This is a genomic window from Phreatobacter stygius, from assembly GCF_005144885.1.
Lineage (GTDB): Bacteria > Pseudomonadota > Alphaproteobacteria > Rhizobiales > Phreatobacteraceae > Phreatobacter > Phreatobacter stygius.
Window position 1 is genome coordinate 3,633,726 of sequence record NZ_CP039690.1, and the last position, 12,850, is coordinate 3,646,575.

At 64.6% G+C, this 12,850-nt stretch carries 16 protein-coding genes and 1 other RNA gene; all 17 read left to right on the top strand.

All coding sequences use genetic code 11. The features are described from left to right. Positions 1 to 4: 4 nt before the first annotated feature. The 17 genes from ssrA (at position 5) to E8M01_RS17190 (ending at position 12,813) form a co-directional block, all read left to right on the top strand. Positions 5 to 362: a transfer-messenger RNA gene (gene ssrA, locus E8M01_RS17110) on the top strand. Positions 363 to 464: 102 nt separating this feature from the next. After that, positions 465 to 1,043 carry an SspB family protein gene (locus E8M01_RS17115; RefSeq protein WP_136961225.1) on the top strand — a complete coding sequence of 193 codons (579 nt, stop codon included), beginning with the start codon at positions 465 to 467 and terminating at the stop codon, positions 1,041 to 1,043. A 322-nt stretch (positions 1,044 to 1,365) separates the two neighbouring features. Further along, complete coding sequence (locus E8M01_RS17120) at positions 1,366 to 1,542, top strand: DUF4169 family protein (RefSeq protein ID WP_136961226.1); 177 nt, start codon at positions 1,366 to 1,368, stop codon at positions 1,540 to 1,542. Between the two features lie 8 nt (positions 1,543 to 1,550). Next, on the top strand, positions 1,551 to 1,781 hold the full coding sequence (locus E8M01_RS17125; protein ID WP_136961227.1) for a ribbon-helix-helix domain-containing protein: 231 nt from the start codon (positions 1,551 to 1,553) through the stop codon (positions 1,779 to 1,781). Between the two features lie 149 nt (positions 1,782 to 1,930). After that, positions 1,931 to 2,422: a tripartite tricarboxylate transporter TctB family protein gene (locus E8M01_RS17130; protein ID WP_170181941.1), complete on the top strand. Its 492-nt coding sequence runs from the start codon at positions 1,931 to 1,933 to the stop codon at positions 2,420 to 2,422. Positions 2,423 to 2,432: 10 nt separating this feature from the next. Beyond that, the gene (locus tag E8M01_RS17135; protein WP_136961229.1) at positions 2,433 to 4,001 is read left to right on the top strand and encodes a tripartite tricarboxylate transporter permease; all 1,569 of its coding nucleotides are present in this window, start codon (positions 2,433 to 2,435) and stop codon (positions 3,999 to 4,001) included. Between the two features lie 177 nt (positions 4,002 to 4,178). Continuing rightward, positions 4,179 to 4,646, top strand: coding sequence for a YHS domain-containing (seleno)protein (locus tag E8M01_RS17140; RefSeq protein WP_136961230.1), 468 nt, complete (start codon positions 4,179 to 4,181; stop codon positions 4,644 to 4,646). A gap of 159 nt (positions 4,647 to 4,805) precedes the next feature. Next, positions 4,806 to 5,126, top strand: coding sequence for a DUF2853 family protein (locus E8M01_RS17145; RefSeq protein WP_136961231.1), 321 nt, complete (start codon positions 4,806 to 4,808; stop codon positions 5,124 to 5,126). A gap of 161 nt (positions 5,127 to 5,287) precedes the next feature. Then, positions 5,288 to 6,082: a thymidylate synthase gene (locus E8M01_RS17150; RefSeq protein ID WP_136961232.1), complete on the top strand. Its 795-nt coding sequence runs from the start codon at positions 5,288 to 5,290 to the stop codon at positions 6,080 to 6,082. Beyond that, positions 6,082 to 6,393, top strand: coding sequence for a pyrophosphohydrolase domain-containing protein (locus tag E8M01_RS17155; RefSeq protein ID WP_136961233.1), 312 nt, complete (start codon positions 6,082 to 6,084; stop codon positions 6,391 to 6,393). The genes E8M01_RS17150 and E8M01_RS17155 overlap by 1 nt, the downstream gene beginning before the upstream one ends. Then, the gene (locus E8M01_RS17160) at positions 6,390 to 6,908 is read left to right on the top strand and encodes a dihydrofolate reductase (protein WP_136961234.1); all 519 of its coding nucleotides are present in this window, start codon (positions 6,390 to 6,392) and stop codon (positions 6,906 to 6,908) included. Before E8M01_RS17155 ends, E8M01_RS17160 begins: the two co-directional genes overlap by 4 nt. Positions 6,909 to 7,103: 195 nt before the next feature. Continuing rightward, positions 7,104 to 8,252 carry an FtsH protease activity modulator HflK gene (gene hflK / locus E8M01_RS17165; RefSeq protein WP_136961235.1) on the top strand — a complete coding sequence of 383 codons (1,149 nt, stop codon included), beginning with the start codon at positions 7,104 to 7,106 and terminating at the stop codon, positions 8,250 to 8,252. Further along, entirely contained in the window at positions 8,249 to 9,172 is a 924-nt protein-coding gene (hflC, locus tag E8M01_RS17170) for a protease modulator HflC (protein WP_136961236.1), read from the top strand. The genes hflK and hflC overlap by 4 nt, the downstream gene beginning before the upstream one ends. 111 nt (positions 9,173 to 9,283) lie before the next feature. Further along, positions 9,284 to 9,469 (top strand): DUF2065 domain-containing protein, encoded by a 186-nt coding sequence (locus E8M01_RS17175; protein WP_136961237.1) that lies wholly within the window; start codon positions 9,284 to 9,286, stop codon positions 9,467 to 9,469. A gap of 103 nt (positions 9,470 to 9,572) precedes the next feature. After that, on the top strand, positions 9,573 to 10,355 hold the full coding sequence (locus E8M01_RS17180) for a succinate dehydrogenase iron-sulfur subunit (protein ID WP_136961238.1): 783 nt from the start codon (positions 9,573 to 9,575) through the stop codon (positions 10,353 to 10,355). A gap of 288 nt (positions 10,356 to 10,643) precedes the next feature. Further along, on the top strand, positions 10,644 to 11,984 hold the full coding sequence (creD, locus tag E8M01_RS17185) for a cell envelope integrity protein CreD (RefSeq protein ID WP_136961239.1): 1,341 nt from the start codon (positions 10,644 to 10,646) through the stop codon (positions 11,982 to 11,984). A gap of 124 nt (positions 11,985 to 12,108) precedes the next feature. Further along, complete coding sequence (locus E8M01_RS17190) at positions 12,109 to 12,813, top strand: AprI/Inh family metalloprotease inhibitor (RefSeq protein ID WP_170181942.1); 705 nt, start codon at positions 12,109 to 12,111, stop codon at positions 12,811 to 12,813. Positions 12,814 to 12,850 lie beyond the last annotated feature (37 nt).

Sequence of the window (12,850 nt, forward strand, 5' to 3'; positions counted from 1 at the left end):
CGGCGCCCTTCCAACCGCGCGCCGCCTCGCCTATATTCGGTTCTGCCGGGGCAACCCGGCTATGGCAATAAACGGCCATCGTAATAAGCCTATCGGACCCGGGGGCAGTACCCGGCGCCTCCACCATCAGGATCCTGTCAGGGGTCTTGGTGATGGGGGCGAAACAGGATCGACGAGGGTGTAAAGGGTGTTCTTTTGCTCGGCATGGTTCCACCGTTATCGGGCTATCTCAATAGTTGCCAACGACAACTATGCTCCGGTTGCCGTCGCCGCGTAATGCGGTGAAGGTACCGAAATCAAAGTCCTTGCGGGTAGCACTGTAAGGCGGGGTTCGGAGGCACCTGGCAACAGAAGCCTCCACTTCCTCCCGCCGTTTCCGCGCAGCGGGACCATGGACGTTCTGCTGGTCGCGCGGCTATAGGACTGATCCCAGTCCGCGATCGAATTGCACCCAAATAGCGCCCATGCCGACCGACCTCATTCGCTACGACCTTCTGGCTCAGGATGCGCTGCGTGGCGTCGTGCGGCGCGTGCTCACCGACGCCGTCCGTGAAGGCCTGCCCGGGGACCACCATTTCTATATTACCTTCGATACGCGTGCGCCCGGGGTCCGGCTGTCGAACCGCATGCGCGAGAAATATCCGCAGGAGATGACGGTGGTCCTGCAGCACCAGTTCTGGGACCTGTCGGTGACCGAACATACGTTCGAGGTCGGCCTGTCCTTCGGTGGCATACCGGAGCGGCTGCTGGTGCCGTTCGAATCGATCAAGGGCTTTTTCGACCCCTCGGTCCAGTTCGGCCTGCAGTTCGAGGTGGCCGGTTCGGGGCCCGATGCGGCCGCAGTTGCGCCGAAGGAATTGTCCGCGCCAGCGACGGTCGAGCCTCCCGCCCCATCGGCCGCGGCCAAGCCGCGCGGCGCGGCGCGCGGCGCCGGTTCGGAACCGGAAGAGGCTGGGCCGGCGGCCGAGGCCGAGGTCAAGACCGATGCCGCGCCGCCGGGCGGCGCCGAGGTTGTCAGCCTCGACAAATTCCGCAAGAAATAGGCAAGCTGGCCGACGATTGCCCGAAGACGTCAAGGTGATGCGGGCCTCTGAGCCACGTTTGGTAGCATCCCCCATTTGAGTGCAATTTTAACGGTTATCTTCAGGATGTCTTGACTCAACCGTCACCTTACGGTGCGGAAAGTGGCTACAGGTGCTGTGGCGGTACCGAGGGAAGGTTTCTTTGCCGGTGCTCGACAGATAAGAAAGGTTCCGCGGCTAAGGAGCTCGCTAGGTGAGGTCATGGATCGGCGGCGATCCGCGGCGGCGTCCGGCGGGGCGCCGACCAGGGGCAATCAGTCCGGCGCGAGCATGGAACAGGGTCATGGGTGATGTGGTCAACCTCAGGCGCGCGCGTAAGAGCAAGGCGCGCGCTGCCGACGAAATGAAGGCCGACGCCAATCGATTGCGCTTCGGCGCGACCGCCACGGAACGGCGTATCGAACGGGCCCGGGCCGAACTCGAGGCGCATCGCCTTGACGGCCACAAGCGGTCGGAGTGACGACGACCATGAAAAGCCATGTCGTCAAGCGCTCGATTGTCGTCGAAGGGCACAAGACCAGCGTCAGTCTCGAAGATGAATTCTGGACTGCGGTGAAGGAAATTGCGGCCGAGCGGCGAGAAACCTTGTCGGATCTGGTCGGCCATATTGATGGCGACCGCACGCACGGAAATCTGTCTTCCTCGATCCGGCTTTTTGTCCTGGAATACTACAGGTCACGCCACGAGCGGCCTGCCTGAAAGCCCTGTCGAACCACATCACTGATCCATAAAATTCATTGTGACGTGATCGGGCGGGCGCTTGTGTTCCGCCGGTCACCGTGATGTCATCCGCGCGCGAAAGCACCGTCCCAAACTGGGGAATTCCTGGGTGCTCGGAGCGGGGGAAAATGCCTGACACCGACGTAAATGCGACTGCGGAGCCTCGTGGTCTGATCAAGAGCCCGCAGGACCTTATGGCGGGCCTTTTTCTCGTGGCCTTCGGGCTATTCTGTTTGTGGGCCTCGTCCAATCTTTCGGGCGGGCGTGGCGCCAATCTTGGCCCCGGCTCGTTCCCGCGCGGCCTGTCCTTCCTGCTGATGGCGGTGGGCGCGGTCGTCATCGCGCAAGCTCTGACCACCATCGGTCCGAAGCTGGAGGCCTGGTCCGTTCGTGGTCCGGTTTTCGTGCTTGGCGCGGTGCTACTGTTTGCCGTGACCGTCCGGCCGCTTGGGCTTGTCGTGGCCGGCCCGCTTGCCCTGATGGTTTCCGCCTTCGCGGCCAAGGACACGCGCTGGCTGCCGAATGCCATCTTCGCGGTGATCATGACGATCTTCTGTATTCTGTTGTTCAAAGTTGCGCTGAAGCTTCCGATCCCGGTCGCTCCCTGGGCAGGCTGGTAAGGCGCACACGATGGATATGTTCGCCAACCTTTGGCTCGGCTTCGGCGTGACGCTGGAACTGAAGCCTATCTCTTTCACTCTCTTTGGTCTTCTCGAGCAGGCCGTGGTCTACCGGCTGCCGATCAATATCTTTCTGTGCTTCCTCGGCTGCATGATCGGCACGCTGGTCGGCGTCTTGCCGGGCGTCGGCCCGATCGCCACCATCGCGATGCTGCTGCCGATCACCTTCGGCCTTGATCCGGTCGGTGCGCTGATCATGCTGGCCGGCATCTATTACGGTGCCCAATATGGCGGTTCGACCACCGCGATCCTGGTCAATATTCCAGGCGAGGCGACATCGGTCGTCACCGTGCTGGACGGCCACCAGATGGCGCGCAACGGTCGCGCCGGCGTGGCGCTCGGCATCTCCGCCATTGGCTCGTTCTTCGCCGGCACGGTCGCCACCCTGATCATCGCCAGCCTTGCCATTCCGCTGACCCGGGTCGCTCTCCTGTTCGGTCCGGCCGAATATTTCTCGCTGATGGTCATGGGCCTGATCTTCGCGGTCGTCCTGGCGCGCGGCTCGGTGGTCAAGGCGATCGCCATGGTGCTGTGCGGGCTCATGCTCTCGACCGTCGGGCAGGATCTGGAAACCGGCGCCGATCGCATGACCTTCCGCTGGGCGGAGCTTTCCGACGGCCTCGACTTCGCCGCCATCGCCATGGGCATGTTCGGTTTCGCCGAGATCCTGCGCAATCTGGAGAACCCGGAAACCCGTGACGTCCTGAAGAACAAGATCGGCAAGTTGCTGCCGAGCTGGCAGGACCTGAAGGATGCGGCCAAACCCATCCTGCGCGGAACCTTCATTGGTTCGGCGCTCGGCATTCTGCCGGGCAACGGCGCGGTCCTCGGGCCGTTCGCCAGCTATACGGTCGAGAAGAAGATCGCCAAGGATCCCTCGCGCTTCGGCAGGGGCGCGATCGAAGGCGTCGCCGGACCGGAAAGCGCCAACAATGCCGGTGCTCAGACCTCGTTCATTCCGCTCCTGACGCTTGGCATTCCGCCCAATGCCGTGATGGCGCTGATGGTCGGCGCCATGACCATCCACGGCATCGTGCCGGGCCCGCAGGTCATGGAAAAGCGGCCCGATCTGTTCTGGGGCATGATCGCCTCGATGTGGATCGGCAATCTGATGCTGCTGATCATCAACATGCCGCTGATCGGCCTGTGGGTGAAGCTGCTCAAGGTGCCGTACAATATGCTGTTCCCGGCGATCCTGATGTTCTGCTCGATCGGCATCTATTCGATCAACAACAATCCGTTCGACGTGGTCATGACGGCCTTCTTCGGCATGGTCGGTTATGCCCTGATGAAGATGGGTTTCGAGGTTGCGCCGCTGTTGCTCGGCTTCGTGCTCGGCAAGCTGATGGAGGAGTATCTCCGCCGCTCCATCCTGATGTCGCGCGGCGACTGGTCGGTATTCGTCGACTTCGTCAACCGTCCGATCTCGGCGACCCTGATCGTCATCGCGGTGATCATGATCGTCGTGGCGTTCCTGCCGTCGATCAACAAGAGCCGCGACGAAGTCTTTACCGAGTGAAGCCCGGTCCGGCGCGGGTTCTTGCCCGCGCCGGATCCTGTCCGCGCTGGATTGCGCCGCCGCCGCCCGCCTCACACCGGGCCGGCATCGTAACGAACCCCGCTTCGGCTTCGAACAGGCTTGTCAGGCGGCTATCCCGCACCGGGAGGCCGATGCCTGACGTTCCGGAGCCGTGCCATGCATCCCTTGTCGTCCCCCTCCCGCCGCGGGCTCATCGGGCTTGCCGCAGGCCTGGGCCTGTTGGCCGGCGACCACGCCGCCGCTGCCGAGATCTACACCCGCCCGCTGTCGTCGCTCGGCGCCGGCGGCCACGATGTCGTCGCCTATTTTTCCGAGGGCCGGCCGGTCGGAGGCTCGAGCGCTTTCGAGCATCGCTGGAAGGGCGCGACCTGGCGGTTTGCCAGCGCGGCGAACCGGGACGCCTTCGCCTTGGCCCCTGAACGCTATGCGCCGGCCTATGGCGGCCACTGCGCCTGGGCGGCATCGCAGGGCTATCGCGCCGCCGGCGATCCGCGCCAATGGCGGATCGTCGATGGCCGCCTGTTCCTCAACTACGATGCCAATGTGCACCGCACCTGGCAGAACAATATTGCCGGCTTCATTCGCGATGCCGATCGCCATTGGCCTGTCCTTTCGGCACAGTGACCTGGTGATTTAAGAAACCGTGGTGACAATAGCCTGAAGACGGCGGTTTTTTTGGCAGATATCTATTGAAACAAGCCGGTGACGCTGGGAATTCTTGGTGCTAGCGTTGCGTGATGCGCGGCTCCATTGGGCTGCGCTGCAACGGCGAGAGGGAGCACCATGAGCGACTGGCTGGCAGACGTGAAGAAGTATGCGCCTAAGGCGAACGAGGCGGCCGTGACCGGCATCGTGAAATATCTTGGAATCGCGCTGCGCAACCGGGATTCGTCGCTCGTCTCCTTTACCGACGCGAAAGAAGTCGATCGCGTGAAGCAGAATTTCGCGATCAAGAAGCTCGGCCTCACCGATGAAAAGGCGATCGACGCCGCGATCGCCCAGGTTCATGAGGCGCTGAAGGCCGACAAGACCAAGAACCGCGTCACCGTCTATTATCTCCTGGCCGATCACTTCAAGAAGCTGGATCTGTTCATCAAGAAATGAGCGTTCGCGTCTTGCCCGAAGCGCCGCCCCCTCCGGGCGGCGTTTTTGTTGCCCGGACGACAGTGGAACCCGGCACACCGCACGAGCCATGTCATCAGGCGGCTGCCCGATAGCCGCCACTCGGGTATAATGCCCGAGATTCGCCGCACCGAGAGGCTCAGTTGCGCCAATATCACGACCTCATGCAGCGCGTGCTCGACACCGGTGCCCGCAAGGACGACCGCACCGGGACCGGTACGCTGTCCGTTTTCGGCCATCAGATGCGCTTCGATCTCGGCGACGGTTTCCCGCTGATCACCACCAAGAAGCTGCATCTGAAGTCGATCGTCCACGAATTGCTCTGGTTCCTGAAGGGCGACACCAATATTGCCTATCTCAAGGCCCATGGCGTCTCCATCTGGGATGACTGGGCCAATGCCGAGGGTGATCTCGGGCCGGTCTATGGCAAGCAGTGGCGGTCCTGGGTGGCGCCGGATGGGCGGGTCATCGACCAGATCGCCAATCTTGTCGCCATGATCAGGAAGAATCCGGATTCGCGCCGGCTCATCGTGTCGGCCTGGAACCCGGCCGATGTCGACGCCATGGCGCTGCCGCCCTGCCATTGCCTGTTCCAGTTCTATGTTGCGAACGGCAAGCTCTCCTGTCAGCTCTATCAGCGCTCGGCCGATATTTTTCTCGGCGTGCCGTTCAACATCGCGAGCTACGCGCTGCTGACCTTGATGCTGGCCCAGGTCACGGGGCTCAAGCCCGGTGACTTCGTCCATACGCTGGGCGACGCGCATCTCTATGTGAACCACCTGGACCAGGCGAAGCTGCAGCTCGCCCGCAAGCCTCGGCCGCTGCCTGTCATGACACTCAATCCCGCGGTGAAGGACCTGTTTTCCTTCAGTTATGACGACTTCACGCTGACCGGCTACGAGGCCGATGCGCATATCAAGGCGCCGGTGGCGGTGTGATGTCGGCACTGTCGGATGTGCAAAAGCGCGCCGAGCGCATCAGCCGGCGCTACGAAGCGTCATTTGGAATAACACCGGGCGAGGACTGGATCGTCTTCAAGCTGCAGGAAGAGCTGGGCGAACTGACCCAGGCCTATCTCGCCGCCACCGCGCGATCGCGCCACAAGGCCGAGGGCGCCGCCGGGCGCGAAGCCCTGGCCCGCGAGATCGCCGATGTGCTGGGCTTCACCCTGGCTCTGGCTGACCGGCTGGGCATCGACGCCGGCGCGGCTCTGGAGGCCAAGTGGATGCGTTGCGAGGTGGCGCCATGACGCCGGTTCTGCTGATCGCGGCGGTCGCGTCCAATGGCGTCATCGGCCGCGACAACGCGTTGCTGTGGCGGCTGAAATCGGACATGGCCGGATTCCGCGCCGCCACACTCGGCAAGCCGGTCGTGATGGGGCGAAAGACCTTCGAGAGCCTCGGGCGGCCATTGCCGAGACGCCTCAATATCGTGGTCACGCGCCATCCCGGCCTGTCGCTCGCCGGCGCGGTCGTGGCCTCGGGGCTGGACGTGGCGCTCGCCGTCGCGCGGGCCGAGACGCTGCGTTCGGGGGCGACCGAGATCGTCGTCATGGGCGGCGCCGAGATTTATGCCCAGGCCATGGCTTTCGCCGACCGGCTGTTGATTACCCATGTCGAAGCAGCGCCCGACGGCGATACTTTCTTCCCGTTGATCGATTTATCGGTGTGGGCAGGGCGCGACATATCCGCCCATCCGGCCGGGCCGGTCGACGATTATGCCTTCCGCGTGGTCGAATATCGCCGTGCCGCCCGCAGCGCCTGATCTCCCCTGGCGTCAAGCCAGCGCCCAGCCTATGGTTTTTGTTGAAGTTTCCGGGCTGTCCTCATTCACCACGGAGCCGAAATGCGGCAATGACGCAGGTGGCATCGCGTTGAAAGGCGAGGGCGGCTCTTCTATATCCCTGGACAACAGAGACGCTTTTCCGCGTCGCCAGGCTCTCTCAGCGAGGACTTTTTCATGCCGTGGAACAATCAAGGCGGCGGCGGCCCATGGGGCGGCGGCGGTGGCGGCAGCGGTCCGAAGGGCCCCTGGGGCCAGGGGCCACAGGGCGGTGGCGGCGGCGGCCAGCCCCCAGACCTCGAGGAACTGATCCGCAAGAGCCAGGAGCGGCTGAAGAGCGTGCTGCCGGGCGGCGGCGGTAATATCGGCGCCAAGGGCATCGGGCTGATCGCCATCCTGGGCGCCTTCATCTATGCCGCGACCGGGTTCTACACGGTCAGCCAGAACGAAGTTGGCGTGAACACCGTGTTCGGTCGCCACATCGGCAATGCCGCGCCGGGCCTCAACTGGAACCCGCCGGCGCCGTTCGGCACGGTCTACCGCGTCCCGGTCACCGATGTGCGGCGCACCGAGGTTGGCTACCGCTCCGGCGGCGGTCCGCGCGGCGGCAACCGCGATGTGCTCGAGGAAAGCCTGATGCTGACCGGCGACGAGAACATCATCGACATCGATCTGGAAGTGCAGTGGGACGTCAACGCGGCGCAGGTCGCGGATTTCGTCTTCCAGATGCAGAACCCCGAAGGCACCGTGAAGTCGGTTGCCGAAAGCGCGCTGCGCGAGGCCGTCGGCCGGCGCAACATCCAGCCGATCCTGACCACCGATCAGTCGGCGATCGCCGCCGAAATCCGCACGCTGATGCAGAAGACGCTCGACGACTACAAGTCCGGCGTCAACGTTCGTGTCGTGCAGCTCCTGTCGGCCTTGCCGCCGCAGCAGGTTCGTGGCTCGTTCCTGGACGTCAATGCGGCCCAGCAGGACCAGAGCCGGGTCCAGAACGAGGCTCGGACCTATTCGAGCCAGGTGGTTCCCGAAGCCCGCGGCCGTGCCGCGCAGACGCTGCAGGAAGCCGAAGCCTATCGCGACCGGGTCGTCGCCGAGGCGAGCGGCCAGGCGAGCCGCTTCACCCAGGTCTATGAGCAATATCGCCGGGCGCCCGACGTGACCCGCGAACGCATGTTCCTGGAGACCATGGAGCGGATTCTCGGCGGCACCGACAAGATCATCATCGATCAGCCCGCTGGCGGACACGGCGTCCAGCCGTTCCTGCCGCTCGACCAGCTCACCCGTCGCCCTCAGGCCGGCACCACCCAGGGGACGACGCGATGAACTCGACCACCAAACTGGTTCTCGGCATCGTCGCGGCGGTCGTCGTTTTCGCCCTGGCCAATTCCTTCTTCGTGGTCCAGCAGACGCAGCACGCCATCGTGCTGCGTTTCGGCCAGGTCGTGCGCGAGCCGATCAGCGAGCCGGGGCTCTATTTCAAGATGCCCTTCATCGACAATGTCGTGCCGCTGGACAAGCGGACCCTCGATCTCGACCTGCCGGTTCAGTCGGTGCTTTCGACCGATCGTCAGAACCTCGATGTCGACGCCTTCGCCCGTTATCGGATCACCCAGCCCCTGCGGTTCTTCCAGACGGTGCGCACGGTTCCCAACGCCAATACCCGGCTTGCGAGCTTCGTGAATTCGTCGATGCGCAACGTCATCGCCGGCACCACCATGTCGGCGTTGATCCGCACCGATCGCGGCGTGCTGATGAACCGCATCCAGGAAGAGGTGAACCGCGAGGCCGGCACGCTCGGCGTCGAGATCGTCGATCTGCGCCTGACCCGCGTCGACCTTCCCCAGGTCAACCAGGAAGCGGTGTTCAACCGCATGCAGACCGAACGCCGGCAGGAGGCGGCCGACCTGCGCGCCACCGGCAGCCAGGCGGCGGTGACCATCCGCGCCCGCGCCGATCGCGAGGTCACCGGCATTCTCGCCGAGGCCAACCGGCGGGCTGACGAACTGCGCGGTGCGGGTGATGCCGAAAGGAACCGGATTTTCGCCGAGGCCTTTGGCCGCGACCCGAATTTCTTCTCCTTCTACCGCACCATGCAAGCCTATGAGCAGAGCATGAAAACCGGCGATACCCGCATGGTGATCTCGCCGAATTCGGACTTCTTCCGCTATTTCGGCGACGCCTCCGGGCAGCGCAACGGACCGACACCGGCGCGGGCGCCGGACGCTCCTCCCGCCAGCCGTTGATTTCCAACTGATTCAGGCCGTCGCGACCCCGTCGCGGCGGCCTTTTCGATTGCGCCAGGAATTTCTCCGACTGCGCCGGGATTTTTCGATGGCGCCAAGAAGAAGTGCGTCATGAAAGACTTCCTGACCGCCTTGGGCCTGGTCCTCGTCATCGAGGGCATTCTGCTTGCCGCCTTGCCGATGCGGGTGCGCCAGGCGCTGGAGATCATGCGTCTGACGCCGATCCAGCAATTGCGCATCATTGGCCTCGTCTCGGCCGCCCTGGGGCTTGCCGTCATCTGGTGGATGCGTGGCTGACACGCGCTTGATCGCGCTCGACAAAAGACCGGATTGACAAGCGCGCCCTCAGGATTGAAGGGAGGGGCAGCTTCGCTCCATCTCGCGAGACTTGAAGAATATCATGGCTCAGTTCACGCTTCCGAAGAACTCCAAGATCACCGAGGGCAAGGCCTGGCCGAAGCCGGTCGGCTCCAATCGCCTCAGCGAGTTCAAGATCTATCGCTGGAATCCGGATGACGGTGCCAATCCACGCATCGATACCTATTACGTCGACCGCGACGATTGCGGCCCGATGGTTCTCGACGGCCTGATCTGGATCAAGAACAAGGTCGATCCGACATTGACCTTCCGCCGCTCGTGCCGCGAGGGCATTTGCGGCTCCTGCGCCATGAACATCGACGGCACCAACACCCTGGCCTGCACCAAGGGCATGGACGAGGTGAAGGCCGGCGCGGTGAAGATCTACCCGCTGCCGCACATGCCCGTGGTCAAGGACCTGGTGCCGGATCTCACCCGTTTCTACACTCAGCACGCCTCGATCGAGCCCTGGCTCAAGACGACGACCGCTCAGCCTGAGAAGGAGTGGCGCCAGTCCAAGGAGGATCGCGAGAAGCTCGACGGCCTCTACGAGTGCATCCTGTGCGCCTGCTGCTCCACCTCGTGCCCGAGCTATTGGTGGAACGGCGACCGCTATCTCGGCCCGGCCGTTCTGCTGCAGGCCTATCGCTGGCTGATCGATTCGCGTGATGAAGCGACCGGCGAGCGCCTCGACAATCTCGAGGACCCGTTCCGGCTGTATCGCTGCCACACCATCATGAACTGCTCGAAGGCTTGCCCGAAGGGTCTCAATCCCGCCAAGGCGATCGCCGAGATCAAGAAGATGATGGTGGCGCGCCAAGTCTGAGCCGGCGCGCCAAGTCTGAACCGGTGCGCCAAGTCTGAACCGGTGCGCCAAGTCTGAGCCGGTGCGCCAAATCTGACCCGGCGCGCCAAGTCTGACCCGGCGCGCCAAGTCTGACCCGGCGCGTGTCAGGTCTGGCCTGGCCTGCACGAACGCTGATCGAACCGGTGCGGCGACAGTTTTCGCCGCCGTGCTTCCGCCACGGAAACACCCCGCCCACTCCTGCTTGTCACCCTGCGGCCGCCTTCACGCTCGCGTGAGTTTGGACCTCCATTCACGGGAGGTTCATTCATGGCTTCGGGATCTCAGCTGATCCGCTCGCCGGTGTTCAAGCTCGCCGCCATTGGCCTGCTGACGCTGCTGCTGGTCGTTCCCCTCATCGCCATTTCGTCGCTGCGCGGCGAACGTTCGCAACGCGCAGCCGAGGTCGTTCGCGAGGTCGCCGGCGCCTGGGCCGGCGAGCAGACCATTGTCGGCCCCATCCTGGTGCTGCCCTATGTCAGCCGCGCCGGCGACAATCTGGAGCAACGCACCGTCAGGCGGGTCCTGACGATCCTGCCGGAGACGTTCCGCCAGAACGGTGATCTCAAGGTCGAGCAGCGCCGGCGCGGCATCTTCGAGGTGCCGGTATTCCGCGGCGAGGTCGATATCGAGGCGCGCTTTGCGCCGGTCGATCTCACCCGCTTCGATGCGGCCGCCGTCGCTCCGGTCTGGGAGGAGGCGGCAATCGTCTTCCACGTGCTTGATCCGCGCGGCCTGCAACGCGAAGTGTCGGTGCGTATCGGCGGCACCACGGTGACTCTCGAGCCGGGTGCCGGGCCCACCACCTTCCAGGTGCCGACACTTTACGCGCCGGTCGGCGGCATCGACGGCACGGCGGCGTTCACCGTCGGGGCACGCTTCGAGCTCAAGGGTTCGCAGGCTTTCGGCCTGTCGCCGATCGGCCGGACGTCGACCATCGCGCTCCGGTCCAACTGGAGCCATCCGAGCTTTTTCGGCGCCTTCCTGCCGGGCGAGCGCGAGATCGGCGAGACCGGCTTCTCGGCGATCTGGTCGGTGCCGCATTATGCGCGGCCGGTGGCGCAGATGTTCGTGGCCGACCCGGTCCTGTTCCAGCGCCTGGCCGCCGCACGGTCGGGCGTCCGGTTCTTCCAGCCGGTCGACGTCTATCACCTGGTCGAGCGGGCCCTGAAATACGGCATCCTGGTCATCGGCGCCGCCTTTGTGGTGGTCTTCCTCCTGGAGATTCTGGCGGCACGGTCGTTCCACCCGGTGCAATATCTCATGGTCGGAGCGGCGCTGACGGTGTTCTACCTGCTGCTCTTGTCCTTTGCCGAACATATCGGTTTCACCAGGGCCTATGCCTTGGCCAGCGCCGCCGTCATCGGCCTGGTGTCGCTCTATGTCGGGCTGGCTTTCGGGCGGCTCAGGGAGGGCGCCATGGTCGCCGGCGAGCTCGGCCTGGCCTATGGCCTGCTGTTCGTCGTGCTGCGCTCGGAGGACTATGCGCTGGTTACTGGTGCGGTGGTCGTCTTCGCCGTGCTGGCAACTGTCATGCTGACCACCGTCAAGACCGACTGGTCGGCGCTATCGGGTCGCTCATCTGAGGAAAAACCGGCTGCGACGTCGTAAAGGATCGGTTAACGATAAACTGAGCATCGTCGCGATGTCGCGCCACCGCCATGGAACCGCCGCAGCTTGGGCCGACCTTGGCAGTGTCGCCGCATCGCGCCGACATCTTATTCGGGACCACTCCATGCTGACGCGCACCGTCGCCCTTCTTCTCGCCTCGGCTGCGCTTGCCGGCTGCACGTCGGACCGTTTCGGCGACTTCGCCTCGGGGCCTATGCCCCGGAGCGGATCACAGCGCATCGACGGCAGCTTCGGTTCGCAACAGCCAATGGCGCCGTCGCCGCAGCGCCGGCCATTGGCCGCCGACGAGGATGTCATCGCGGGTGGCCAGCAGGCGCCCGATCAGTCGGTTGCCGCCGAAGATATCCCGCCGCCGCCCGGCAGCGGCCGCACCTCCGATGTCGGCCCCTCGGCGATCGACCCGGCCTTGCGGCCGGCCAATCCGTCCGAGCAGCCGCGCATCATGGTCGAGGAGCCGCCGCCGCGCGGCGCCGCCGCGCCGCCGGTGGTCGCCGCCTTGCCGCGCCAGGAAGCCCCGCGGCCCGCCGCGCAGTCCGCGACCGCCATTGCCGGCACCTGGACGGTGAGCGATGCCGGCGACCGCTGCCGGATCACGCTGACCTCGACGCCGCTGTTCGAGTTCTATCGGGCCAACCCGCAGAATTGCCGGGCGCCGTCGCTCGCCCGCATCAACGCCTGGGAACAGCGCGGTTCGGAAGTGGTGCTGCTGCAGCCGGGCGGGCGGGTCGCCGCGCGGCTGTTCCCGCAAGGGTCCGGCGGCTATTCCGGCGCCACCGCCACCGGCGCCACCGTGACGATGGCACGCTGACCGGCGCGATCAGCGACCGTCAAATCAGCGGCCGGTC

Bases quoted from the DNA above. Each gene is read 5' to 3' on its own strand.
- E8M01_RS17115 (WP_136961225.1), top strand. From the start codon at position 465: ATGCCGACCGACCTCATTCGCTACGACCTTCTGGCTCAGGATGCGCTG.
- E8M01_RS17120 (WP_136961226.1), top strand. From the start codon at position 1,366: ATGGGTGATGTGGTCAACCTCAGGCGCGCGCGTAAGAGCAAGGCGCGC.
- E8M01_RS17125 (WP_136961227.1), top strand. From the start codon at position 1,551: ATGAAAAGCCATGTCGTCAAGCGCTCGATTGTCGTCGAAGGGCACAAG.
- E8M01_RS17130 (WP_170181941.1), top strand. From the start codon at position 1,931: ATGCCTGACACCGACGTAAATGCGACTGCGGAGCCTCGTGGTCTGATC.
- E8M01_RS17135 (WP_136961229.1), top strand. From the start codon at position 2,433: ATGGATATGTTCGCCAACCTTTGGCTCGGCTTCGGCGTGACGCTGGAA.
- E8M01_RS17140 (WP_136961230.1), top strand. From the start codon at position 4,179: ATGCATCCCTTGTCGTCCCCCTCCCGCCGCGGGCTCATCGGGCTTGCC.
- E8M01_RS17145 (WP_136961231.1), top strand. From the start codon at position 4,806: ATGAGCGACTGGCTGGCAGACGTGAAGAAGTATGCGCCTAAGGCGAAC.
- E8M01_RS17155 (WP_136961233.1), top strand. From the start codon at position 6,082: ATGTCGGCACTGTCGGATGTGCAAAAGCGCGCCGAGCGCATCAGCCGG.
- E8M01_RS17160 (WP_136961234.1), top strand. From the start codon at position 6,390: ATGACGCCGGTTCTGCTGATCGCGGCGGTCGCGTCCAATGGCGTCATC.
- hflK (WP_136961235.1), top strand. From the start codon at position 7,104: ATGCCGTGGAACAATCAAGGCGGCGGCGGCCCATGGGGCGGCGGCGGT.
- hflC (WP_136961236.1), top strand. From the start codon at position 8,249: ATGAACTCGACCACCAAACTGGTTCTCGGCATCGTCGCGGCGGTCGTC.
- E8M01_RS17175 (WP_136961237.1), top strand. From the start codon at position 9,284: ATGAAAGACTTCCTGACCGCCTTGGGCCTGGTCCTCGTCATCGAGGGC.
- E8M01_RS17180 (WP_136961238.1), top strand. From the start codon at position 9,573: ATGGCTCAGTTCACGCTTCCGAAGAACTCCAAGATCACCGAGGGCAAG.
- creD (WP_136961239.1), top strand. From the start codon at position 10,644: ATGGCTTCGGGATCTCAGCTGATCCGCTCGCCGGTGTTCAAGCTCGCC.
- E8M01_RS17190 (WP_170181942.1), top strand. From the start codon at position 12,109: ATGCTGACGCGCACCGTCGCCCTTCTTCTCGCCTCGGCTGCGCTTGCC.